Raw genomic sequence first — 20,925 nt, 5'->3', positions numbered from 1 at the left:
CATGGACGCCTCCAGCCGCAACCGCCGGGAGGCGGCCGTCGTTGACTGGCTCATCGACCGGCTCGCCGTCGCGCTCGCCGACCGGGCCGGCGGCCGGCACGCGCCGCCGTGGGAGCCGAAGCAGCACGTCCTGCTCGGCGTGCTCGACCCCATTCGGGTGCAGCCGGCACCGGTCGCCACCGGTGAGGACGCGGCCGGCGGCGACCCGGACGCGGACACCAGCGCCACCGCGCCGGCCGAGACCGCCACCACGCCGACCGGCGAGATTCCGTCGCTCGGCCTCGACTTCCGGGTGCGGGCGGCCGGGCTCGATGCGATCACCCTCGACGTCGACCTGGCGTTCGCGCTCTACCTCGAGGAGATCGCGACGCTCGACGAGCAGCGACGGTACTTAGCCACCGAACCCGCCACCGCGGCGGCGGAGGCTGCGTCGGCCGACGGCGGGGCGCAGGCGACTTCTGCTGCGGAGGGCGGCGCAGGCACGGAGGTGTCAGCGGCGGCGGGCGACGCCGGCGGGGAGTCTCCGGCACCGCCGGGTGACGCCGGCGCGACCCCTCGGCCGCGGCGGCGCCGCGAACGCAAGGCCCGGCTGCTGGGCGCCTGGCGCCGGCACGACGTCACCCTCGAACCGCTCCGGATCGCGGTCCCTCTGGACGGATCCGTGGTCACCGTCGACGAGCCGCTGGTCGCCGCGGCGCGGCCGCTGATCGACGCGCACTACGCGGGCCCCACCGCCATGCGGCCGTTCACCGGCAAGCGCAACGAGCTGCCCCGCGCCGCGCTGGCGGACGAGGCGACGTTCGCCGCCGCCGTCCAGGCCGCACTCAACACCGCCTGGGCCCCCCGGTACCCCGACCTCGAGGTGACGGCCTTCGCGCAGCCGCTCGGCGACGACGAGTACCTGGTCAGCGTCGCCGTCCGCAACCGGACGGAGCTCACCGAGCGCACCCTGCAGGATCTGTCGGTCTACGACTGCCAGCTGGCCGTCCACCCGGCCGGCGACACCCGAATCGTCCCTCAGCGCTTCGCCCTCGCGCCCGATGACTACCGGCTCGCCGACCTCGCGGAGGTCTACGGGCGCGGCACTGGGTGCGTGGCGGTGACTACCGACCGCGGCGGCATCCGGAGCGAGACCCTGCCCACGCACGTCCAGCACGTGGTCGAGCCCCGCGACGACCACGTCCGCGCCCCGCGGTGGGCCGAGCTGGCCGAGGACCCCACCGCGATCCTGGCCTCGGTGCAGGTCGCGATGGAGGACTACGCCGAGGCGTTCGCTCAGTTCGTCGACGCCGCCGCGGGACAGCCGCACCACGCCGAGGCGCTCAAGGGGCTGGAGCAGTTCCGGGACGAGCTGCGACGCTTCAAGCTCGGACGGCGGGCCATGGTCGCCGACCCGCGGCTCGCCGAGTCGTTCCGGCTCGCGAACGAGGTGTTCCGCCGTGCGAACGCCGGCAAGCCGTTCGACACCTGGCGGCTGTTCCAGCTGGTCTACATCGTCACCCACCTGCCCGCCCTCGCCGCCCGCGAGCTCGACGACCTCGAGATGCGCCGCGAGCTCGACCACGTCGACGTGCTGTGGTTCCCCGCCGGTGGTGGCAAGACGGAGGCATACCTGGGTCTCATCATCGCCGCCCTGTTCTACGACCGGCTCCGCGGCAAGCACGCCGGGGTGACGTCCTGGCTGCGGTTCCCGCTCCGGATGCTCTCGGTCCAGCAGCTGTACCGGATGCTGCGCGTGCTGGTCCTGGCCGAGGAGCTGCGGCAGGAAGAGGGCATCGGGGCGGCGGACGACGACCCGTTCGCCCTCGGCTACCTGGTCGGCTCCGCGGGCACGCCGAACTCGCTGCGCTGGGAGCGCGGCTGGTGGAAGGGCTGGGAGATCGAGTCCCGTCGCGCCGAGAAGGGCACCTTCGCCGACGACCACAGCAACGACCGGCTGATCACCCGCTGCCCCTACTGCGGGCAGGAGAAGATCATCCTGGTCCTCGACGTCGACGCGGTCCGTCTGGTGCACCAGTGCACCGCGTGCGACCGCGCGCTGCCGCTGTACATGACCGACGAGGAGGTGTACCGCTACCTGCCCGCGGTGGTCATCTCCACCGTGGACAAGCTCACCGGCTACACCTGGTTCGGCGAGTACACCTCGTTCAGCCACGGACCGGCCTACCGGTGCCCGAAGCACGGCTACTTCAGCTTCCCCGTCGCGGGCACCTGCCTCGTCGGCGCGGAGCTGTGCCCACCCGGGAAGGGCGCCCTGCCGACCGCCCGGCCGGTGAAGGATCCCGTGCCGGCCCTCACGGTGCAGGACGAGATGCACCTGCTCAAGGAGGAGCTGGGTGCGTTCAGCGGCCACTACGAGGGGCTGATCGCCGAGCTGCAGCGTGGGGGGCCCTCCGGGCTGCCGACCAAGGTGCTCGCCGCGTCGGCGACGATCGAGCAGTTCGAGGACCAGCTCCGGCAGATCTACGGTCGCATCCCCCGCGCGTTCCCGGCAGCCGGGTACGAGCGCGACCGCAGCTTCTACATCCAGACGACACCGGACGTGCGGCGCACGTTCGTCGGCGTTCTGCCGCACTACCGGCGCAAGGCCGACGTCGCGGCGATCGTCCAGTCGGAGCTGCTACGCGCGGTGACCGAGCTGGAGGACGACTCCGATCCGGTGGCCACCCTGGGCATCGACCCGACCCTGTGGGACGCGCCTCCCACGCGCGACTCGGTCCTGGACCTGCTGTTCGACTACGAGGTGTGCCTCGGCTACGTCAACAGCAAGGCCCACGGGTCGAAGCTCGAGGAGGAGCTGCGGGCGCTGTCTGACGCGCTCGACAACGAGGGTCACGGCGCCGTACAACGCGTCGTCCTCACCGGTCAGGTGTCGATCTCCGACCTCGCCGAGGCCATCTCCCGGGTGCAGGACGAGAAGCCCAGCCTCGACCGAGCCCTTCGGCTGCGCGCGCTCGTCGGGACCTCTGTGGTCAGCCACGGGGTCGACCTGGACCGGCTCAACGTCCTGGTCGTTGCCGGCATGCCGACGACGGCGGCGGACTACATCCAGGTCACCGCGCGGTCCGGCCGCACCCACGCCGGGCTCGTCGTCACCGTCTACGACACCTTCTCCCGGCGGGAACAGTCCCTGTTCAGCAACTTCGCCAGCTACCACCGGTTCCTCGACCAGATGGTCACCCCCGTGCCGGTCAACAAGTACGCGTTCTTCGTGGCCGACCGCACCGTCCCCGGCATCGTGCTCGCGCTGCTGCACGACCTCGCCCGGGATCCGTCCCTCGGCGCCCCCACCGTCGGCGTGCGGTACGCGAAGGACTTCCAGGCCTGGTGGAACGCACACCGGACGGCGATCGACCAGCAGATCCGCGACCGGCTGCGACGCTGCTACGAGACCCCGATCGTCGGCGTCAACGACCCCGGCATGGAGCGTGAGCTCGCCGACCGAGCACTCGACCGCTGGGCGAACACGGAGTACCACTCGCTGGGCATCCCGGCGCAGGAACGCCGCACCGACGGTCTGTTCAATCTGCCGCCGCTGTCGAACTTCCGCGACATCGACGAGCCGGCCCAGTTCGGCGTCTGGTTCCCCAGCCGCGACGCGTTCGAGGCCGTCACCGGCTCCCTCACCGACCACAGCAACGCTGGCGCCAGCGCCGGCAACGAGGAGTGACGATGCTGCGCAGCCACAGTCAGGTGCTCTACAGCTACCTGCCCGGTGCGGTGTTCCGGCATGAGGACCGGGTGTACGGGCGGGTCGTCACCGTCGACGGCAGCCGGCTGACCGACCTCAATGAGGCGGTCATCTTCGACGAGATCGCGCGCTACCTCGAGCAGTGGCCCGAGGAGGACCGCCACGACCTGCCCCTTCCGCGCGACATGCGCATCAAGGAGTACCGGCTCATCCGGCCCGAGCAGGTCAAGTGGGAGCTGTTCCCGCTGACGTTCGAGTGCGCCCGCCCCTCGTGCGGCCGGGTCCGCACGTTCCGCACCTTCGAGGACATCGCCAAGTCACCACGGTGCAAGCGCTGCGACGGGCCGCTGCAGCAGCTGCGGTTCTACAACGCCCACAACTGCGGGCAGACCAAGCAGATCTACGTGCCCCGCTGTGCCGTCCACGGCTACGACGACCTGTCGTTCGACAACACCGGCAGCTTCCTCACCGCCACGTGGCGCTGCCACGGCGCCGGGTGCAACGGCGGCGTCGTCCAGCGCACCAACATGTCGCCGTGCAACTGCCGCAAGTGGCCGGGCCCCGACAAGGTCGTCCGGATGCGCGCCCACACCCTGGACGACTCGCGGGCGTACCACGCGCACTCCATCGACCTGGTCAACATCGACTCCTCGACCTTCCAGACCTACCAGCGTCACCCGGCCCGCGGACAGATCGCGGTCGCGCACTACCTCGGCCTGATCAGCACCCTCAAGGAGGGCATGAACGAGGCCGACACTCGTACCGACACCGACCGGATGACGCCCGAGGAGTGGGAGGCCCGCCAGGCGGCGTACGAGGACATGGGGCTGCCCCCGAGGACATCGCGCTGATCAAGCGGACGAAGGGGCCGGTCGACACCGGGCTCGCGGCCATGGGAGGCGTGTCGGCCGCGGTGCTGGAGACGGTGGCGACGCAGCGCCCGGTCTACGAGCGCGCCGCCGTGTTCGACCGCAATGAGGTCCGACGGATCACGCTGACCGAGCAGCTCGACCGCGCTCGCCAGGCTGGCCGGACCCTGCAGGCGGACGCCATGCAGGCCGCTTCCGATCTCGCCGCCCGCATGGGCATCGCGGAACTCGCGGTCACTTGGGAGTTCCCGATCGCGAAGGTCGCCTTCGGCTACACCCGGGAGCGGCACCAGCCCGGCGAGGGTGCCATCCGCGGGTTCCGGCACCAGCGGCAGCACGACGGCAAGTACCCCGCGTACGCCGTCGCGAGCTCGACAGAGGCGCTGTTGGTGACCCTGTCCGCTCGCGAGGTGCTCAGCTTCCTGCACCAGCGCGGTGAGCTCACGGCAGCGCCGGCGACCGAGGACGAGGCGCGCCACCAGCTGCTCGAGATCTTCGCGGACGAGGGCGCCCACGCGGCTGCGGCCGGCACCATCCGCGTCCTCGTGCATACCCTCAGCCACCTGCTGCTGCGCGGCCTCGATGACGGGCAGGTGGGCTTCGCCGAGGCCAGTCTCGCCGAGTGGCTGGTCCCGGAGACGCTCACCTTCGCCATCTACGCCAACACGCTGAAGGACTTCACGCTCGGGTCGCTGTGGACGCTGCTCAACGACCGGTCGCTGAGCTGGCTGAACTCCGTCGTCGACCGCACCGTTCACTGCGAGAACGACCCGATCTGCTACCAGCGCGACCCCCGGTCGTGCGAGCGCTGCGCCTACCTCACGTTCGGGTGCCGACTGTTCAACGAGGCGCTCGACCGCAAGGTCCTCTACGACTACCTGCTCTCCCGCGACGTGCTCGCGGTGTCCCGACGCTGACCGTCGTGCGCGACCTCGTTCCGCTCGCCACCGCTCTTGCCGACCTCGCCGGTGGATACGCGGCCGCGCTCGCGTGGACCGACGAGCTCGGCCAACGCGGTGCCGCCGCGTTCGCGAGCCTCGGGGTCCGCGGCGACGCCGCCCAGATGCTCCGGGGCAAGGCGACGACGGTCAGGCTGCTCCGCACCGACGGCACCGTCGATCGTGTCCGCCTGGCCCAGATGGTCCTCGTGCTCGACACCCTGGCCGCGGTGCCGCCGGCCCAGCCGGCCGCGGTCCGGGAGAACCCGCTGGTCTTCACTGTGCCGCGGGCCGCTCAGCAGCTGGTCGGCGTTGCCCAGCGCCTGGACCTGCTGGTCAACGACGTCGTCGCGCGGGCGAACTCGACGCTGCACATCGGCGGGCCGTTCTGGAACGCCGGCGGCTGGGAGCGCCTGCGGCCGGTGGTCATCCCTGCCCTCGCCACCCGTCACGTCCCCGTCACCTTCTACCTGCATCCGCACGAGTCCGGGCACCTGCAGGTCGTCGGGGAGATGCTCGCCGAGGCCAGGTGTCACGGCGTCGTGCACGAACGGTGGTGGGTCGGGGGCAGCCCCAGCCTGATGCACGCGAAGTTCGTCGTCGCCGACGGCAGTACCGGCTACTTCGGGAGCGCCAACCTGACCTCCCTGGGCCTCGCCGAGCACCTCGAGGTGGGGGTCGCCCTCACGGCGGCGCAGGCCCAGTCGCTGCTCTCCCTGCTCGTCGCACTCGAAGAGGAGCGATTGTTCAGCGCGGAGCAGCCGGCCTAGTAGTGGCTGAGCGTGGCGGGTGACGTACTCGGCCGCGTTCATGCCGACACGGCGACCGCTTCTCGTTCGACACGCAGTTCGCGCACTTGCTGCACGAAACTGAAGTGATACGGTGCACCGGCCGAGCAAAGGGCAAGCGACGAGGAGGGCCCCGTGGGCTTCTACAAGGCAGGCGAGTGGGCGCAGCGGCGCTTCGGGGCTGTGGCCGCCGACCTGGGGCAGGCGGTCACCGCAGGCATCCAGGAGGCGCACCGCCTGGCCTTGCTGGCTCATCTCGGCGGCGAGCTGAGCACCAACGACGCCTACGGGTCGACCCTCATGGTCACCCAGCACGAGCAGCTGATCGCCGCCACGGTGGACGTGCCCGGCGTGGTCGCCCGCAAGCCTACCGGAGTGAAGAGCCGGTTCCCCTACGTCGTGGTGGAGGACGTGTCCGTCGTCTTGATGCCGTGGCGCTTCTCCAACACCCGCGCGACGCGGCGAGTCGATGCCCGGATGCCCACGCCGGTGTCGGATCTGCGCAAGACCCTCCTCAGCCTGGGCGCCGGCGCGCAGGCGGTGACCCAGCTGGTGCTCGAGCAAAGCACGCTCGACGACGACCAGCTGGAGGCGCAGCTGGCGGAGGAGCAGGAGATCTCCGCCCAGCTGGCGAGCTTCGGCCAGGTCGTCACGGTCGCCTTCGGCAGCAACCCGACCGACGGCCTGTTCGAACTCGGCTGGGGCGACGCGGAGCTGATCAGCGAGGACACCGGTCACGTCTTCTGGCACTCCTGGGAGACGTTGCCCGTTGCGGAGCTGCGGGCCACCGGACTGCCGGTGCCGGCCGCGACGCCCCTGCGGTCCGTCGACCCCGCTGCCGGCTCCCGGGTGGGCCGCTTCGACGCCGCGCCCCTCAACGAGGACCTCGGCCTGACCGCCCGGCCCAGGCCCGTCTCGGCGCCGCTGAGCGAGGCGCAGCCGGAGGTGGGGCAGGCCGGTGACGAGGACGGGCGGTCGTGAAGCCACCCGAGCAGCTGCGCCTGGTCGACCCGCACCCGGCCGGGACGGAGTCCGCCCGCCTGCAGGCCGTCGCTGACGCGTTCGACCCGGCACGGCTGACCCAGGCACGCCGGCTGGCTGGGCTGACCAAGCGGGCGGTCGCCGACGAGCTGGGGGTGTCGCCGGCCGCCGTCGGACAGTGGGAGACCGGAACCACCCCCCGGCTGGATCACCTGGCGCGGGTCGCCGAGGTGCTGGGCGTGTCCCCAGGCTTCCTGGCGGCCGGGCGGCCCTACGCCCGCCTGGACGCGGCCGCGGCGCACTTCCGCAGCCTGCGGTCCACCCCCGCAGCGCAGCGCGCGAAGGCGATCGCCTTCACCGAGCAGGTGTGGGAGCTCACCCACGCGCTGGAGAAGCGGATCCAGCTGCCCCCGGTGGACCTGCCGGGCTTCTCCGGCGGAGAGGTGGACGCCGGCGCAGTGCCGGCCGATCCCGCCGCCGCCGCCCGGGTGCTACGCGATCACTGGGGGCTGGGCCGGGAACCGATCCCGCACCTGGTGCGTGTTATGGAGGCCCACGGGCTGATCGTGACCCTGGTGCCCTTCGCCGGCACGGAGACGAAGAAGGTCGACGCCTTCTCCACCTCCCAGCTGCCGCGACCGGTGGTCGTGCTCACCCCCGACCGGGCCGACGACGTCTACCGCCACCGCTTCACCGCCGCGCACGAACTTGGGCATCTGCTGCTGCACCACGACAGCAACCCGGGCGATCCAGTGCAGGAGAAGGAGGCCCACGCGTTCGCGGCCGAACTGCTCACCCCCCGCGAGTCCGTAGTGCCACAGCTGCCCACGCGGATGGACCTGCACGCCCTCGACGGGCTGAGCCGGGAGTGGGGGGTGGGCGTCGACTCGCTGGTCTACCGCTGCCGCGAGGTCAACGTCATCTCCGACGCCGCCTACCGGCGGGCGTTCCAGCGGCTCAACCAGCTCCGCCAGCTCGGTCTGTTCCGGAAGGAACCGGTCGAGGGGTACCCCGGCGAGCGCCCGGTTCTGCTGCGCCGCGCCTTCCAACTCGCGGAACAGCACGGCCTCACCTTGCGCGAGCTGGCCGACGAGCTCCACCTCCCGATGCCCCGGCTGCGCCTGCTGCTGGGGGACGACGATCCGCGGCCGGAACTCCGGCTGGTCTGAGCAGGCGCCGTCGAGCATCCCGCGAACCGGCTTGGACGGGAGGCTCTGGCGTCACAGGGCCGCACGTGTGCATGTCGGGGGCCGGTCCCGGCGTGGCGGAGGGTGTGGGATTCGAACCCACGGGTGGTCTGACCCACCGGGCGCTTTCAAGGCGCCTGCACTCGGCCGCTATGCGAACCCTCCAACGCCGCGGTCGACCGCGGTCGTACGCGCATCATCTCAGGCAAGTCCGGGCGGTGTACGGGCAGCGCATCCGCATCGGTCCACGTGTCCGAAGGAAGCCCTCGAGGCACACGACCCGGCGATGACCGGACATGGTGAGACGGCACCGCTTCGGAAGGTCAACAGACCTGCACTGCGGCGTCCCCGTGGGCAGCCGTCGTGCAGCAGTTCCTGAGCTCGCCCGCAGTCGCTTCGGTCTGCTCTCCCACGCCTCCTGCTGCTACCCGCCGCGGCGCAATCGGCTGACCCAGGCCTAGGCGCCAGAGTGCTTGGAATCGGCAGGTTGCCGCGTGAGCAAGCCGGCGTCGGCAAGCTCCAACGCGAGATCAGTCGGCAACGGACCGTGCCACTTCCGAGACGCCGACCGCGGCGTGGTCGTCGTGTGGGCGCCGGGCCCTACGACGAGGTGGTGGACACCGCCGGCCGTGGGCGTCCCGACGGCGGAGCCGCGTTGCAGGACCAGCGCCTTCGGACGCCAGGCGGCGTAGACCTCGCCCATTGGCCCTCCGGCGTGCACGGCTATGGGGGCTAGATGGGCCGCCCGGGTCAGCAGGCGCATCGCGGCTGTGTACGGGTTCGTCGCCGTCGGGATGCGCAACAACCGCGGGGCCGCCACTCGGAGGCCGGGGTAGTCCAGGGTCAATGCCTCGGCGGCCCGCTCGACCGCCGTAGAGGTCAGTAGGAACGACGCCGAATCGAGCACCGAGTCGGCGGTCAACATCGAGCCGAAGCCGATGTCCAGGTCGGCCGCGTAGTGCGCGACCCGCTCCGCGTCGACCTCGGAAGCGATGAGGGCGGCCCGCGATCGGTAGCGCTCGAAGTCGGCGGCAAACGGATCGTCCGGTTCGTCCCACCGCTCGACCGCCGTGGCGACGACGGCCAGCGCGACCAGAACGGCGGCTCGACGCGACGCTTCCACGTCCTCGTCCGCAGTGGGCGGCGCCTGCAGTACCCGGTCGAGGACGTCCGCGACGGCGTCGGCCGCATCCAGCCGGTCGGGCCACCCGCCGCCCGCCGCGACGATCAGGGTGACGCGCAGCAGTGCCAGCAGCGCGACCAGGCTCCACCCCTCGGTGTCGGTCAGCCGCTTGTCGATCGCGCGGGCGAGTCGGCCGGCTGTGACGCTGTCCGCGATCAGCGCGCTGACCGGGTCGCCGGTCGCGTCGAGGGGGTCGAGAATCCCGGTGTCGACCTCATCGTCATCGTCGTCGAACAGGCTGGTGGCGTCGTCGTCTTCTCCGACCTCGGACACCGCATCACCGGGATCGACGTCGACAGTGGTGGCATCGCCGTCGTCCGTCGGATCGACGTCGGAGCCAGCCCGACCCAGGGCGAGATTGACCAGGGCGGAGCCGACGACTAGCTCCGCGGTGCGGCGCCACCTTGCGGGCCGGCCTGCAGCACCGCCCCCTGCTGGGGCGGATCCTCGGGACGGGCCGCGGCCAGGTCCGCGAGGGCCTGGAACAGCCGCTCGCTGAGCCGGGGGTCAGACAGCACCTGGGTGAGGCGGGCGCCCTCGAGCGGGCTGCTGGTTCCCGGACGGGCGGTGACGGTGACCGGGTCGGTCGGACGTACCGGGCCGAGTCGGGAGCCGTCCGTCAGCTCCACGTAGCAGACCGCCCCTACGAGGAGATCCGCGGACCCGGTGAACTGGTGTACGCGACCGGTGCTCCCCACGAGCGTGAGCGGGTAGCGCTCACCGGTGGCGGTCACTACGGCGGTCACTCGGTCGCTGCTGTCGGCGACGACGGTGACCAGGACGCCCGGCCCTGAGAGCAGCACGCGGAGCAGTCGTGGGGTGTGCGCGTCCCGATCGGGCGGCGGGGGCGCGTCGGTCAGCACGCTGGCGATCTCGTCGGAGGCCGTGAGCTCGTCGCCGAGCGGTGGCGTCAGGTCGGCCGCCTCGAGGTCGCAGAGCAGGCCGAGCTCGCAGTTGCCGTGGTGCTGTCCTGTCGTCCTGAGCAGGGCGGCCACCGTGACGTTCGCGCTTCCGACCAGGGCGTGGGTTTCGGCGTCGTCGGTCCACTGGACGAGCTTCCCGTGGAAGTACCGCTCGGAGTCGATGGCATGGATGGCCGCGCCCGGGCGCTCGGCCCAGGCGGCGAGTGCGTCCGCGTCGGCGTCGGCGTTGTCCGTCAGCGCGAGCGTCGCCTCCTCGGGGAGAAGTGCTCGGTCACGTGCCGCAGCGCGACCGCCTTCTCGTCCAGGAAGGGACTGGCGACGGTGAGCCTGCTCACCGCTCCTGTGGAGCTCGGCAGTTGATGAGCGATGGGTACGTCCAGGTTGTGGACGAGCCGGGGGCCTTCCGTCTGCGCGGGATGGCGGGACAACGCGGCGGCGGCTGCTTCCATCCGCTCGCGACCGAAGTCGTCGATGTACAGGTGGTCGGGGAGCGCCCGCAACCAACCGGCGAGGTCGTGGAATGTGGCCGGCCAGTCCGCGACGTCGGCAGCGAGCGTCGTCCACAGCTCCCCGTTGTGGTGCCAGCCGCTGGCGGTGGCGTTGCCGGAGCCGATCGCGACCAGGGCCCGGTCGGCGGCGATGGCGATCAGCAGCTTGGGGTGAAACTCGCCGTCGGAGCGGCAACGCACAGGAACGTCGGTGTAGTGCACGCCGACGTGGTGGAGGTCCTCGGCAGGGACCAGGTCGGCCGCGACGTCGTGGACCACGGTGACCCTGGCGCCGACGGCGCGGGCCTCCGGGAGGCAGACACGTTCGAAGAAGCGCAGGTCGGCGGTGTAGCTGAGGACGAGGACTTCCTCCGCCTGCACCGCCCGGGAACGGAGCAGCCACGGCGGGGCGCTCCCGGGCGGGAGGTGGTCGCTCCAGTGGCCGATCATGCCGCCCACCGCTGCGCCGCGGGTTCGCCCGGTGCCAGGGCCCCGTCCACTTCGGTGAGGTAGCCGAGTTCTGCGAGGATCTGGCGGAGGCGCTCGAGCCGGAGCGCCGGCGCGATGAAGCCTTCCGCGCCGGCAAGATCGAGGACCTCTCCGATCTCCCGCAGCCGGGTCGGCATCCGCAGCTGCCCGGCCTCCCAGCGGATGCGGCGGCGACTGATTTCCTCGGCCTGACGCAGCAGTCGTCCGGCGAGGTCGCGGCCGAGCTCGGAGACGGATAGGTGTGACGACGACGCCAGCCAGTCACGCACGTACGTCGGGCCGAGCTCCCCGTGCTCGAGGAACGCGGTCAGCGCGGGACCTGTCAGGTCGTGGAGCCGGTGCGCTCCCAGGAGGAGTGCTCGAAGGAAGTCCCACGGCTCGACGCTCTCGCCGCCGTTCGGGTACAGCAGCGAGTCCTCGGCGTTGAGCAGTCGCTGCCCGTCCTTGCGAGGGGGAGCTGTTCGTTGAGGAGATCCACCGCCGGGCCGTCGCCACCCGCGGCCTCCACGAGGGCATCGGCGAGGGCGGAGGCCAGAGCTGCCCGGCTCTGTGGCTGCTGGCGGAGCTGCTCGGTGAGCCACCACCACAGCCACCGCCAGGCGGTGACACTCGCGTTCCGCAGAAGAGCACCCCGCCAGAGCTCTGCCCAGCCCACCAGATCGGGATCGCCGAGGGCGGCGACGGCGTCCAGTTCGCCGTAGCAGAGCTCGGCCATGGCCTCGGTGGGGTCACTGCCGGGGTCGCGGCCGTTCAGCGAGTGCAGCAACAACCTGGCGGTGGCCGCCGTCCTGCGGCGCGCTCGCCGGACCTCTTTCGACACGTCCGATCCGTCATCGCCGGGATGGCCGAGCAACAGGCGTGCCAGCTGGGCCGCCTCGTCGCCCCGGCGCACCTGGCACAGACATGCCGCGGGGAGCAGCTCGTCGAGCTGGGCGAGGGTGAGGCTGGTGTTGTCGGCGGCTGCGAGGATCGCACGGACGCCCTCGAGTCCGGACTCGGGCAACGCGACGGTCCCGGGGAGGAGGGACCCGTTCCGCCGGTCGAGCAGCCCTGATTCGATCTCTGCGCCCCGGTAGACGGCGAGGAAGCCGTTCGTCTGCACCGAGTACTTCGCGGCGAGCTTGCCGACGTCGACGGTGCCACTGGCGAGAGCCGGAGCGACGACTCTCGCTCCGTGGGGGTCCTGGTAGGGCGGGACCGCGTCGTGCTCGGCCGGGTCGGACTGCGCGTGACGGAGTGTCGCGGCGGCGAGGACGACTTCCGCTCGGCGCACGTGCTGCCGGGCCGTCTCCATCGCGGAGCGATCTCCGGGCTGGACGCGGTGTGCGGCGGCCAGTGCGGCGTGCAGCAGGTAGTACCGGGCGTGGGCGGTGCCCGAGTTCACCAACGGCACCAACCGCCTTGCGTTGCCGAGCGTGGCGCTCTCGACGCCCAGGGGGAAGCGGCCGGCGTCGATCACCGGTGCCGCAGCGGTACTCCAGTCGGGCCCGATCATGAGCGGCGGCATCGACGTCGGCTGCCCTTCTCTCCCGGCGTTCCCATGATCACTTGTTGTCCGTCCCTCTGTCGCTCAGCATCGGCCGGGGGTCGAGGGCCGGGAGGCGCCTCGGGTGACCGAGTGCGGTGGCCCAGCGTCGCCTCTCAGTGCTGTGGACGCCGCAGGCGGTATCGGCCCCGGTCCACGCGCTCCAGATCATCGAACGTCCGCGCGTGGTGATCCGGCGCGTTGGCGCACATTCGGGAGGTGACGTGAGTACGGATCGTGCTCTCGGAGTACCGGGTTCCGGTGCTCGACAGGGCCGCGACGACTTCGTCCGCCGTGAATGTGCCGTCCCGACTCTTCCTGGCGAGCGGTGGCAGCGCGGCCAGAATCTCGTCGCGGCAGGTCAGCATCCGCAGCAGGCTAGCTGTGTTGTGTCAGGACGTTGGCGACACGGGGGAACGAGGTGCTGGCGGATCTCCGGGTCGGCGAGGAAGTTCTGGGCCGCCCAGTCCAGCCACACCCGCTTGTCCTCGCGGGAGTTGTCGAACCGGTCGGGCACGTGCCGTTCCAGCCAGGCCCGGACGACGTCATACGCGGTCTTTCCCTCGGCCCGCTCGGCCTCGTCGGGCGCCTCGTCGCTGATCATCGAGTCTCCTTGAATGTGCACAACGTCATGAACTACTACAGCTAGCCCTGCGAGCCGATCGATCCGGACCAGGACGCGCACCTCAGTCGATCCGGGCCTCCAGCAACTGGCGGATCTTCCGGAGCGTGCCGTCGTCCGCTCGAGTCAGGAGGAACACGATCGTGCCGACCTCGGCCGCACGCCGGGCGGTGTCATCGTCCCGATCCTCCTCATCCGGAGGGCCGCCGAGCGCGCGGCGGCGTGCTTCGCGGATCCGGCTGGTGAACTCGACGATGGTGGGCTCGCCGTCCTCGCCGTGAAGCGGGTCGAAGACGATCAAGTCCTGCCGGTATCCCTGCGGCGAGATCTGCTCGACCGCCCCGTTCGCGCCGTACACGCTCAGGAAGCGGCGCATCTGCCCGAGGGCGGGAACGCGCTTGCCGACCTCGAGGAGGCGGAGGTACTCGGAAGTGAGCCCGAGCTTGTCGGCCGCATCGGCCCGCGATAGGCCTGCCTTCCAACGCAGGCGCTCCAGCAACTCTCCGAACTGGGCGTTGCCGGGCTCACCCGGCCCCACGCGCAGATCCACGAGGGGAGAAGGCTCCCCGATCTCGTCGCGCGCTCCGCCGTCGTCCACGCGGCGAGGATACCCCAACAGGTGCCGAGCAGTCACGACCGGTCAGAGCTTGTTGCGTCGCCGGTTCGTGTTAGCTAGCTTGCGGATCGTCAGGACAAATCCATCACTTGTTGGAGTGTACGAGCATGACGATCGACAACATCGGGGCCAGTGGCCAGGTCGACCCGCTCCGGGAGCTCAAGACGGTGCTGACGGCTGTTGGGAAGGTCTGCTCCGCGATGGCCCCGAGGGCGAACGACCCGACCCTGGCGCGGATCGCGAAGCAGACCTTCCTCGGGTCCTCCGCGGTCGCGGGTGCGGCGGTCGTGGTGGTGGTCATCCTGGGGGCCAGCTCCAGCGCGGCGGACGGGGGATGAAGTTGAAGGTGTCCGGGCCGGAGCCGGTGTGCTCGCCGCGGTCCAGGCCGGTCAACGTGGCGATGTCGTAGTGCTCGAAGTCGACCAGGGCGAAGTTCCCCGCCATGCGGTGCCGATCCATCGTCTTCGGGCTCCATCGCCTTTCGCGTCTCGACGTAGTCGACGTGGATGCCGGCCAGCGGCCGGCGGACGACGAGCAGGTCATCGTCGCGTCGGCAGTCGGGCGGAGAAGACGACGGCCAGGACGACGCCAGCAGCCTCAGTACCCGAAGAGGAGTAGCCCCTCGAACGGCAGGTGGAGCTGTCCGCTGGCGTAGATCGCGTCCACCTGGTCCCGCGCCTCCTGGAAGCTCCGGACAGCCATCTTCCGGCCGCCGGAGAGATGGCGGTACTCCGACATCACCCCCAGGGCCAGGTACTTCACGTCCACGATCAGGGAGGTCCTGATGAGGTCCCGGTAGATCGCATTCCCACGTGCGCCCCGGCCGGCCTCGACCTCGACCACGATGCCGAGCTCGTCGTGGACCGCGTCCACCTCGTAGGTGACGCGCGGTCTGCCCTGCTCACCGAACAGCACCGGCCGCCTGACCTTCTGGCCCCGCTTCTTGCCCGTCTCGACTACGTAGCCCGCGGCGGCCAACCCCGGCGCCAGGTGGCTCAGCACCGCGTCACTGGTCAGGTGGTCGACCTTTGCGGACTCGATGGCCGGCCGCTGATCGCGGACCACTTCGATGAACGTCTCGACCCACGCCGGAGGCTGTGCACGGTTCGGGTAGTACAGCCACGTCGGGTAGTCCTCGGCCACGCCCACCATCCAAACGGGCGCAGCCGCCGCTCCCGACGCCGGGGCAACGATCATGCGTTGTCCGAGCGCCTTCGTACGCTTCCTCCGTACGGATGGGCCTACGGACGGACCCATGTCGAGGGGCCGGTGGCCCGGGCGGCGCCGCGTCGCCCGTACCGGTGACTGCGCAGGTCAGGAGTCTGTGGCACCGTCATCGCACCGGCTCGCGAGGTGCCGTGAATCAGTGGAGATGCGAATGACAGCGGTCTTGAAAACCGCTAGGAGTTCACAGCTCCTCGTGGGTTCGAATCCCACGCCCTCCGCCGTTGTGGTGGCACCACGCGCGCGAATCCGCGTTGATCATCGGCAAGTGGCTGCCCGGCACGCCGCAGGGAACCGCCACTTGCCGATGATCACGGGGGTCAGCCGCCGAGGATCTTCGCCTTCTGGGCGGCGAACTCCTCCTCGGTGAGGATCCCGGCGTCGCGCAGCTCGCCCAGCTTCCTGAGCTGCTCGACCATGTCGTTCTGCGGTGGAGCAGGGGCGGGTGGCGGCACCGGCGGGGTCGGCATCGGCGGCGCCCCGTACGGCATGCCCGGCGTCATGTTGTGCACGTACGTCGACTGCCGCTCCATCGTCTTCTTGTGCCGCGCCTCGCTGACCAGCGGCGCCAGGAGGTCGTAGACCTGGTGCGGGTGCTCGATGTTGTCGAGCACGACCTGCCCGCTGGTGTGCCCCTGCTCGGGCGCGCCGGTCAGGTTGAACATGTCCTGCTGCGCCCCGTAGGCCGGGTCCTCGAGATTGAGGACGACGTCCCCGACGTCGTTGCCGCGTTGCCACACCGCCTGTCGGATGTCCATGTCGCGGATCGCCCACAGCGGCACGCTCTCGGTGCGGGTGCCCAGCAGGCCGCTCTCGATCCAGATCCGGTCCTTGGTGATCCGGTAGCGCGCCTTGGACACCCCGGCCGCCGACGTCGCGGCGTTCTTGCTCTCGCCGAACCACAGGGTGCTGGGGTCGTTGGCCCACTGCTCGGTGCGCTTGGCCTGCTGCTCGGCGAGCTTCTGCTTGCCCTGGTCGGCCAGCTGCTTGCCCTGGTCGGCGACCTGCTTGAGCCGGTCCTTCCAGCTCACCTTGCCCGCGGGAGCAGCGGCCGGTGCGGCGCCGGGCGGGGGTGCCGGCGGCGGTGGGAAGGCGGCGGCGGGTGGCGGCAGCTCCGCGGTGAGCGGGTCCTGACCCGTCGTCCCCTGGTCCGAGACGTGCTCGGTCCAGGTGCTGCCGTTCCAGTAGCGCAGCTCGTGCACACCGGTCGGGTCGGGCAGCCAGCTCGCGTCCGCCATCGGGGGTCCTCCTCCGTCGCAGGTACCGGCAGGAGGATGCCAGCGACCGCCCGGATACGGGGGCCTCGAGAGCGCGGCCACCCCAGCGGAACCTCGTCGAAAACGGCCGGGTGCCTAGGGGAGGGCGGCAGAGCGGCGCAGCGATCCGTCGTCCGCCGTTCGTGATGGGCATCTTCCGGTCGGCGCCGGAGTGCGCGACCAGCTGCCGCGGACCCGGCGGACCAGGCCGCCGGGTGGCAGGTCAGGCCGCACGGCCGACGTCGGCGACCGCGTCGAGCAGCCGGACCTCGAGCACGAGCCCGTTGAGCGCCACGACCTCGGCGAGGGTGCGGGGCGGGATGTCCAGCGGTCCCGCGGCGGTCCGGTAGGCGATCGACACGGGGCAGGTGACGGCGTCCTCGCTGCCGGCTGCTCGGAGTGGGCTCCCCGCGGGGAGGACGCGGTCGGCCACCTCGGACCAGCCGGCCGCCGAGCGCGGGACGGCGGTGAGCAGCGCGAGGTCGCCGAGCAGCCCGGCCTGGTTGTTCACCTGCAGCCGCTGGGTCCGGTACCGCGGCCAGGGCAGACCCGGCTGGACGACGCTCACCCGGATGCCCAGGGAGGTGAGCAGCCGCGCGGCGCTGCAGACCTGCCAGACCTGGCGCCGGCCGCCGCCGCCGACGGGCAGTGCGGCGCGCACCCGGATCGCGGCCATCGCCGCCGTGAAGTGCAGCCGATGGCGCTGCTGGGTGGCGGGGTCGGCGCGCCCCGGGGAGCGGACCGGTGCGCGGGGCAGGGGGACGACGGGGGTACGGGGAGGTGCCTCGGTCATGGTCCCCAGGGTCGATGGGGCCGATGACGGCGGCGTGTCCCTCTCGCTGAACGGCCGATGAAGTTCCAGGTCCCCGCTTTCGGTACAGAAAGCGGGGTCGGAGCGCCCGCTTTCTGTACCGAAAGCGGGGGTCGGGGGAACGGGGGGACGCGGTCAGCGGAGGCGGCGAACCGCGGCGGCCAGCGTGCGGGCGGTGAGCCGGCCGTCGGCGAGGCCGAGGGCGACGACGTCGTCGAACACCCGCTGGTCGCCCGCCGCCGCCCGGAACGCGGCGTCCATCACCCGGGTCCAGCGGCTGACCCCTGACGCCGCGGCGGAGTGCCGCAGGTGCCGGCCCAGCCGGGCGTCCAGCGCGGCCCGGTACGCCGCACCCGCGTCGCCGCCGCGCACCGCGGCCGCCCCGGCCAGTGCACCGGAGAGGACGGCGTAGAAGATGCCCTCGCCGGTCAGCGGGTTGATCAGCGACGCCGCGTCGCCGACGAGCAGCACCCGTCCGTCGGGCTGCCGCGGCCGGCCGGTCGACAGGGGCAGCCGGTGCGCCCGCAGCTCGGCCGGCGCGACGCCGGGGAGCAGCCGCTCGAGGCCGGCCAGCAGCCCGGCCCGGTTGACCCCGCCGGAGACGAGCTCGCCGTAGCCCACGTTGGCCCGCCCGTCGCCCAGCGGGAACGACCAGGCGTAGGCCGGCCAGCGCTGCTCGGTGGTCAGGATGGCCTGGACGCCCGCCAGCCCGGCCGGCTCGGGCGCGTACCCGCGGATCGCGATGGCGGTGTGCCGTGCCCGGTTGGGTGCGAGGCCGATCGCGCGCCGGACGACGGACTCCGCGCCGTCCGCCCCGATGAGGACGCCCGCGGTGAGCGCGCCGTCCACCACCACCCGGCCCGCCTGCACCTCGATCCGGCGCACCGTGTGCCGGCGCAGCGCCACACCGCCGGCGACCACCGCCGTGAGCAGCCGGGCGTCGAACACCTGGCGCGGCACGACGAGGGCCGGGCGGTGCATGGCCCGCTCGACCGTCGTCCCGCCGGGGGAGCGCAGCCGCAGCCGCGGCACCGGGGGGTAGCCGTCGACCAGCGCGGCGGTGTCGACGCCCAGCCCGGCCAGGACGTCGAGCGCCTCGGGCGCGATCCCGTCGCCGCAGACCTTGTCGCGGGGGAAGTCCGACCGGTCGAGGACGAGGACCCGGGCGGCGGGGTCGGCGCGCCGGGCGGCCGCGGCCGACGCGGCACCGGCCGGCCCTCCGCCGACCACGACGACGTCCCAGTGCTCCACGCCCCGGAACGCTATGCGGCTAGGACCGCGACAGCAGCCGCCGCCAGCTGTCCAGGTCGTGCGACGCGGGCTCGGTCGTCGCGATGAAGTCCAGCAGCAGCGACGCGAACCGCTCCGGCTCGTCGAGGTGCGGCCAGTGCCCGGCGCCCTCGAACACCTCGATGCGGGCGCCGGGCACCTCCGCCCGCACGGTCTCGGCGTGCCGCGCCGGGACGATGGGGTCGCGGCTGCCCCAGACGACCAGCAGGGGGACGGCGTCGGCGAGGTACAGCTTGTCGAGCGCGGTGACCGCCTGGCCGCGCGCGTCGACCGCACCGCGCAGGGTGCGCAGGAACGCCCGGCGCGCCTCGACGTCCTTGAGCCCCAGCAGGGCGTCACCGGCCTCGGCGAGATCGCCGACCCGCTTCCAGCCGCCGACCTGCCCGATCCGCTCGAGCACCTGCAGGCCGCTGCGCAGCGGGCCCGAGACGCTGGTCAGCGCGGCGAGCACCAGCTCGGCTCCGGGCAGCGTCGCCGCGCGCAGCCCGGCGGACAGCTCCGGCCCCAGCCCGCCGCTGCCGACCAGCGCGATCCGCTGGCAGCGCTCGGGGAACTGGTAGGCGAACTGCAGCGCGACACCGCCGCCGAGCGAGTGCCCGACGACGGTCGCCTGCTCGATGTCGAGGACGGTGAGCAGGTCGCGCATGCTGTTGGCGTAGGCCGCGATCGAGTAGTCGCCGCGCGGCTTGTCCGAGGCGCCGTGCCCCAGCAGGTCCGGCGCGATGACCGTGTGCGACTCGGCGAGCCGGTCGATCACCCCGGCCCAGGTCTGGCAGGTGTTCCCGATGCCGTGCAGCAGCAGCAGCGCCGGCCCCTCACCGGCGCGGATGAACGCGCGCCGGTGCCCGTGGACGACCCGGCTGTCGGCGATCTGAGAGGGCGGCACGCGCCCAGTGGATCACGACCTGGGCCGCGCGGTTGACCGTCGGAGGGGCCGTTCACGTCTCGTTTCGGCCCGGGGCGCGCGCTGCGAGTCCGGCACGGGCGGCGCTCAGGCGCGCGGTGCCGCCGTCCACTTGCGCGGAGGGTGCTCGTAGGCCGCGACGAACGACAGCAGCCCGGCGGCGTCCTGCACCACGCCCAGGGAGTCCAGCCGGACCCGGTCGAGGTAGCCGTCGTCGACCATGCGCCGCAGCTGGGCGAGCAGCGGCTGCCAGAAGCCGTCGACGTCCAGGAGCAGGGTCGGCTTGGCGTGCAGCCCGAGCATGCCCCAGGTCCAGGCCTCGAACAGCTCCTCGAGCGTCCCGGCGGCGCCGGGCAGCGCGACGAAGGCGTCGGAGAGGTCGGCCATGACCGCCTTGCGCTCGTGCATCGTCTGCACGACCTCGAGGCGGGGCAGGCCGGGGTGGGCCACCTCGTCGTCGACCAGGTGCTGCGGGATGACCCCGACCACCTCGCCGCCCGCGGCCAGGGCGGCGTCGGCGACGGTGCCCATCATGCCGACGTGCCCGCCGCCGTAGACGATGCCGACGCCGGCGGTCGCGAGGTCGGTCGCGAACGCCCGGGCGGCGGCCGCGTGCGCCGGCGGGCCGGCGTGCGACCCGGTGAAGACGGCGACCCGCACCCCTCAGCCGCCGTAGTAGCGGTAGACCGGCTCGGCGATGCAGACCGGCTTGTCGCCGCCCTCGCGCTCGATGCTGCAGGACAGGGTGAGCTGCAGCCCGCCGGCGATCTCCTGCACGTCCTTGAGCGACGCCGAGAGCCGCACCTTGGAGCCGACCGGCACGGGGGCGGGGAAGCGCACCTTGTTCAGGCCGTAGTTGACGCCCATGACCGTGTCGGTCACCACGAGGACCTGCGCCGAGAGGGGCGCGAGCAGCGACAGGGTGAGGTAGCCGTGGGCGATCGGGCCGCCGAACGGGCTCTCGGCCTTGGCGCGCTCGACGTCGACGTGGATCCACTGGTGGTCGCCGGTCGCCTCGGCGAACTGGTTCACGTGCTCCTGGGTGACCTCGTGCCAGTCGCTGCTGCCGAGCTCCTGGCCGACGAGTCCGGGGACCTCGGCCATGGTCGTGGTGGTGGTCATGCCCGCCAACCTACGTCG

Annotated in this window: 23 protein-coding genes and 1 tRNA gene; 7 read left to right on the top strand and 17 right to left on the bottom strand. The window is 72.0% G+C overall.

Annotated features, from left to right (window positions below):
- The first annotated feature begins 1 nt into the window (after nt 1).
- From MVA48_RS14880 to MVA48_RS14855, 6 genes are all read left to right on the top strand, one after another.
- Complete coding sequence (locus MVA48_RS14880) at nt 2-3,670, top strand: helicase-related protein (RefSeq protein ID WP_246981479.1); 3,669 nt, start codon at nt 2-4, stop codon at nt 3,668-3,670.
- A gap of 2 nt (nt 3,671-3,672) precedes the next feature.
- A complete protein-coding gene (locus MVA48_RS14875; protein WP_246981478.1) occupies nt 3,673-4,542 on the top strand; it encodes a hypothetical protein in 870 nt (289 codons plus the stop codon).
- 41 nt (nt 4,543-4,583) lie between these two features.
- Nucleotides 4,584-5,477, top strand: a complete 894-nt coding sequence (locus MVA48_RS14870; RefSeq protein WP_246981477.1) for a hypothetical protein — start codon at nt 4,584-4,586, stop codon at nt 5,475-5,477.
- Nucleotides 5,478-5,482: 5 nt separating this feature from the next.
- Nucleotides 5,483-6,268, top strand: a complete 786-nt coding sequence (locus tag MVA48_RS14865; RefSeq protein ID WP_246981476.1) for a phospholipase D-like domain-containing protein — start codon at nt 5,483-5,485, stop codon at nt 6,266-6,268.
- A 153-nt stretch (nt 6,269-6,421) separates the two neighbouring features.
- Nucleotides 6,422-7,267, top strand: a complete 846-nt coding sequence (locus tag MVA48_RS14860) for a hypothetical protein (protein ID WP_246981475.1) — start codon at nt 6,422-6,424, stop codon at nt 7,265-7,267.
- Nucleotides 7,264-8,436 carry a helix-turn-helix domain-containing protein gene (locus MVA48_RS14855; RefSeq protein WP_246981474.1) on the top strand — a complete coding sequence of 391 codons (1,173 nt, stop codon included), beginning with the start codon at nt 7,264-7,266 and terminating at the stop codon, nt 8,434-8,436. Before MVA48_RS14860 ends, MVA48_RS14855 begins: the two co-directional genes overlap by 4 nt.
- Nucleotides 8,437-8,529: 93 nt before the next feature.
- Here the strand turns inward: MVA48_RS14855 and MVA48_RS14850 are convergent.
- The 9 genes from MVA48_RS14850 to MVA48_RS14810 all read right to left on the bottom strand — a co-directional run bounded on the left by MVA48_RS14850 (nt 8,530) and on the right by MVA48_RS14810 (nt 14,282).
- Nucleotides 8,530-8,619: transfer RNA gene (locus tag MVA48_RS14850), tRNA-Ser, on the bottom strand.
- A 292-nt stretch (nt 8,620-8,911) separates the two neighbouring features.
- Nucleotides 8,912-9,910, bottom strand: a complete 999-nt coding sequence (locus tag MVA48_RS14845; protein ID WP_246981473.1) for a hypothetical protein — start codon at nt 9,908-9,910, stop codon at nt 8,912-8,914.
- A gap of 107 nt (nt 9,911-10,017) precedes the next feature.
- On the bottom strand, nt 10,018-10,632 hold the full coding sequence (locus tag MVA48_RS14840) for a hypothetical protein (RefSeq protein ID WP_246981472.1): 615 nt from the start codon (nt 10,630-10,632) through the stop codon (nt 10,018-10,020).
- Between the two features lie 161 nt (nt 10,633-10,793).
- Nucleotides 10,794-11,498 carry a hypothetical protein gene (locus MVA48_RS14835; RefSeq protein ID WP_246981471.1) on the bottom strand — a complete coding sequence of 235 codons (705 nt, stop codon included), beginning with the start codon at nt 11,496-11,498 and terminating at the stop codon, nt 10,794-10,796.
- Nucleotides 11,495-11,806, bottom strand: a complete 312-nt coding sequence (locus MVA48_RS14830) for a hypothetical protein (RefSeq protein ID WP_246981470.1) — start codon at nt 11,804-11,806, stop codon at nt 11,495-11,497. Before MVA48_RS14830 ends, MVA48_RS14835 begins: the two co-directional genes overlap by 4 nt.
- Nucleotides 11,807-11,859: 53 nt before the next feature.
- Complete coding sequence (locus MVA48_RS14825; RefSeq protein WP_246981469.1) at nt 11,860-13,032, bottom strand: hypothetical protein; 1,173 nt, start codon at nt 13,030-13,032, stop codon at nt 11,860-11,862.
- A 146-nt stretch (nt 13,033-13,178) separates the two neighbouring features.
- On the bottom strand, nt 13,179-13,430 hold the full coding sequence (locus MVA48_RS14820; protein WP_246981468.1) for a DUF7669 domain-containing protein: 252 nt from the start codon (nt 13,428-13,430) through the stop codon (nt 13,179-13,181).
- Nucleotides 13,424-13,666, bottom strand: coding sequence for a hypothetical protein (locus MVA48_RS14815; protein WP_246981467.1), 243 nt, complete (start codon nt 13,664-13,666; stop codon nt 13,424-13,426). The genes MVA48_RS14820 and MVA48_RS14815 overlap by 7 nt, the downstream gene beginning before the upstream one ends.
- A gap of 82 nt (nt 13,667-13,748) precedes the next feature.
- Entirely contained in the window at nt 13,749-14,282 is a 534-nt protein-coding gene (locus tag MVA48_RS14810) for a helix-turn-helix transcriptional regulator (protein WP_246981466.1), read from the bottom strand.
- 125 nt (nt 14,283-14,407) lie between these two features.
- Here MVA48_RS14810 and MVA48_RS14805 point away from each other — a divergent pair, with 125 nt between their 5' ends.
- A complete protein-coding gene (locus tag MVA48_RS14805) occupies nt 14,408-14,638 on the top strand; it encodes a hypothetical protein (protein WP_246981465.1) in 231 nt (76 codons plus the stop codon).
- On the opposite strand, the gene MVA48_RS14800 is transcribed toward MVA48_RS14805, so the two are convergent.
- The 8 genes from MVA48_RS14800 to MVA48_RS14765 form a co-directional block, all read right to left on the bottom strand.
- Nucleotides 14,598-14,759 (bottom strand): hypothetical protein, encoded by a 162-nt coding sequence (locus MVA48_RS14800; protein WP_246981464.1) that lies wholly within the window; start codon nt 14,757-14,759, stop codon nt 14,598-14,600. The genes MVA48_RS14805 and MVA48_RS14800 overlap by 41 nt on opposite strands.
- A gap of 138 nt (nt 14,760-14,897) precedes the next feature.
- Nucleotides 14,898-15,443 carry a hypothetical protein gene (locus MVA48_RS14795; protein WP_246981463.1) on the bottom strand — a complete coding sequence of 182 codons (546 nt, stop codon included), beginning with the start codon at nt 15,441-15,443 and terminating at the stop codon, nt 14,898-14,900.
- A gap of 401 nt (nt 15,444-15,844) precedes the next feature.
- On the bottom strand, nt 15,845-16,762 hold the full coding sequence (locus MVA48_RS14790; RefSeq protein ID WP_246981462.1) for a PH domain-containing protein: 918 nt from the start codon (nt 16,760-16,762) through the stop codon (nt 15,845-15,847).
- A 241-nt stretch (nt 16,763-17,003) separates the two neighbouring features.
- Nucleotides 17,004-17,573, bottom strand: a complete 570-nt coding sequence (locus tag MVA48_RS14785) for a hypothetical protein (protein ID WP_246981461.1) — start codon at nt 17,571-17,573, stop codon at nt 17,004-17,006.
- A gap of 153 nt (nt 17,574-17,726) precedes the next feature.
- Complete coding sequence (locus MVA48_RS14780; RefSeq protein ID WP_246981460.1) at nt 17,727-18,842, bottom strand: NAD(P)/FAD-dependent oxidoreductase; 1,116 nt, start codon at nt 18,840-18,842, stop codon at nt 17,727-17,729.
- 19 nt (nt 18,843-18,861) lie between these two features.
- Entirely contained in the window at nt 18,862-19,767 is a 906-nt protein-coding gene (locus MVA48_RS14775) for an alpha/beta fold hydrolase (RefSeq protein WP_246981459.1), read from the bottom strand.
- A 105-nt stretch (nt 19,768-19,872) separates the two neighbouring features.
- Nucleotides 19,873-20,445, bottom strand: a complete 573-nt coding sequence (locus MVA48_RS14770; RefSeq protein ID WP_246981458.1) for a TIGR00730 family Rossman fold protein — start codon at nt 20,443-20,445, stop codon at nt 19,873-19,875.
- A 3-nt stretch (nt 20,446-20,448) separates the two neighbouring features.
- Nucleotides 20,449-20,907 (bottom strand): MaoC family dehydratase, encoded by a 459-nt coding sequence (locus MVA48_RS14765; protein WP_246981457.1) that lies wholly within the window; start codon nt 20,905-20,907, stop codon nt 20,449-20,451.
- Nucleotides 20,908-20,925: the final 18 nt, after the last annotated feature.

The sequence above is a fragment of the Blastococcus sp. PRF04-17 genome, from assembly GCF_023016265.1.
Classification (GTDB): Bacteria; Actinomycetota; Actinomycetes; order Mycobacteriales; family Geodermatophilaceae; genus Blastococcus_B.
The sequence above is the reverse complement of the archived record's forward strand: the minus strand, read 5'-3'. Positions and strand labels throughout refer to the sequence as shown.

What these genes read in the sequence shown, in the direction of transcription:
- MVA48_RS14880 (WP_246981479.1), top strand. Translation starts at nt 2, where the DNA reads ATGGACGCCTCCAGCCGCAACCGCCGGGAGGCGGCCGTCGTTGACTGG.
- MVA48_RS14875 (WP_246981478.1), top strand. Translation starts at nt 3,673, where the DNA reads ATGCTGCGCAGCCACAGTCAGGTGCTCTACAGCTACCTGCCCGGTGCG.
- MVA48_RS14870 (WP_246981477.1), top strand. Translation starts at nt 4,584, where the DNA reads ATGGGAGGCGTGTCGGCCGCGGTGCTGGAGACGGTGGCGACGCAGCGC.
- MVA48_RS14835 (WP_246981471.1), bottom strand. Translation starts at nt 11,498, where the DNA reads ATGATCGGCCACTGGAGCGACCACCTCCCGCCCGGGAGCGCCCCGCCG.
- MVA48_RS14825 (WP_246981469.1), bottom strand. Translation starts at nt 13,032, where the DNA reads ATGATCGGGCCCGACTGGAGTACCGCTGCGGCACCGGTGATCGACGCC.
- MVA48_RS14820 (WP_246981468.1), bottom strand. Translation starts at nt 13,430, where the DNA reads ATGCTGACCTGCCGCGACGAGATTCTGGCCGCGCTGCCACCGCTCGCC.
- MVA48_RS14815 (WP_246981467.1), bottom strand. Translation starts at nt 13,666, where the DNA reads ATGATCAGCGACGAGGCGCCCGACGAGGCCGAGCGGGCCGAGGGAAAG.
- MVA48_RS14805 (WP_246981465.1), top strand. Translation starts at nt 14,408, where the DNA reads ATGACGATCGACAACATCGGGGCCAGTGGCCAGGTCGACCCGCTCCGG.
- MVA48_RS14800 (WP_246981464.1), bottom strand. Translation starts at nt 14,759, where the DNA reads ATGGATCGGCACCGCATGGCGGGGAACTTCGCCCTGGTCGACTTCGAG.
- MVA48_RS14790 (WP_246981462.1), bottom strand. Translation starts at nt 16,762, where the DNA reads ATGGCGGACGCGAGCTGGCTGCCCGACCCGACCGGTGTGCACGAGCTG.
- MVA48_RS14785 (WP_246981461.1), bottom strand. Translation starts at nt 17,573, where the DNA reads ATGACCGAGGCACCTCCCCGTACCCCCGTCGTCCCCCTGCCCCGCGCA.
- MVA48_RS14765 (WP_246981457.1), bottom strand. Translation starts at nt 20,907, where the DNA reads ATGACCACCACCACGACCATGGCCGAGGTCCCCGGACTCGTCGGCCAG.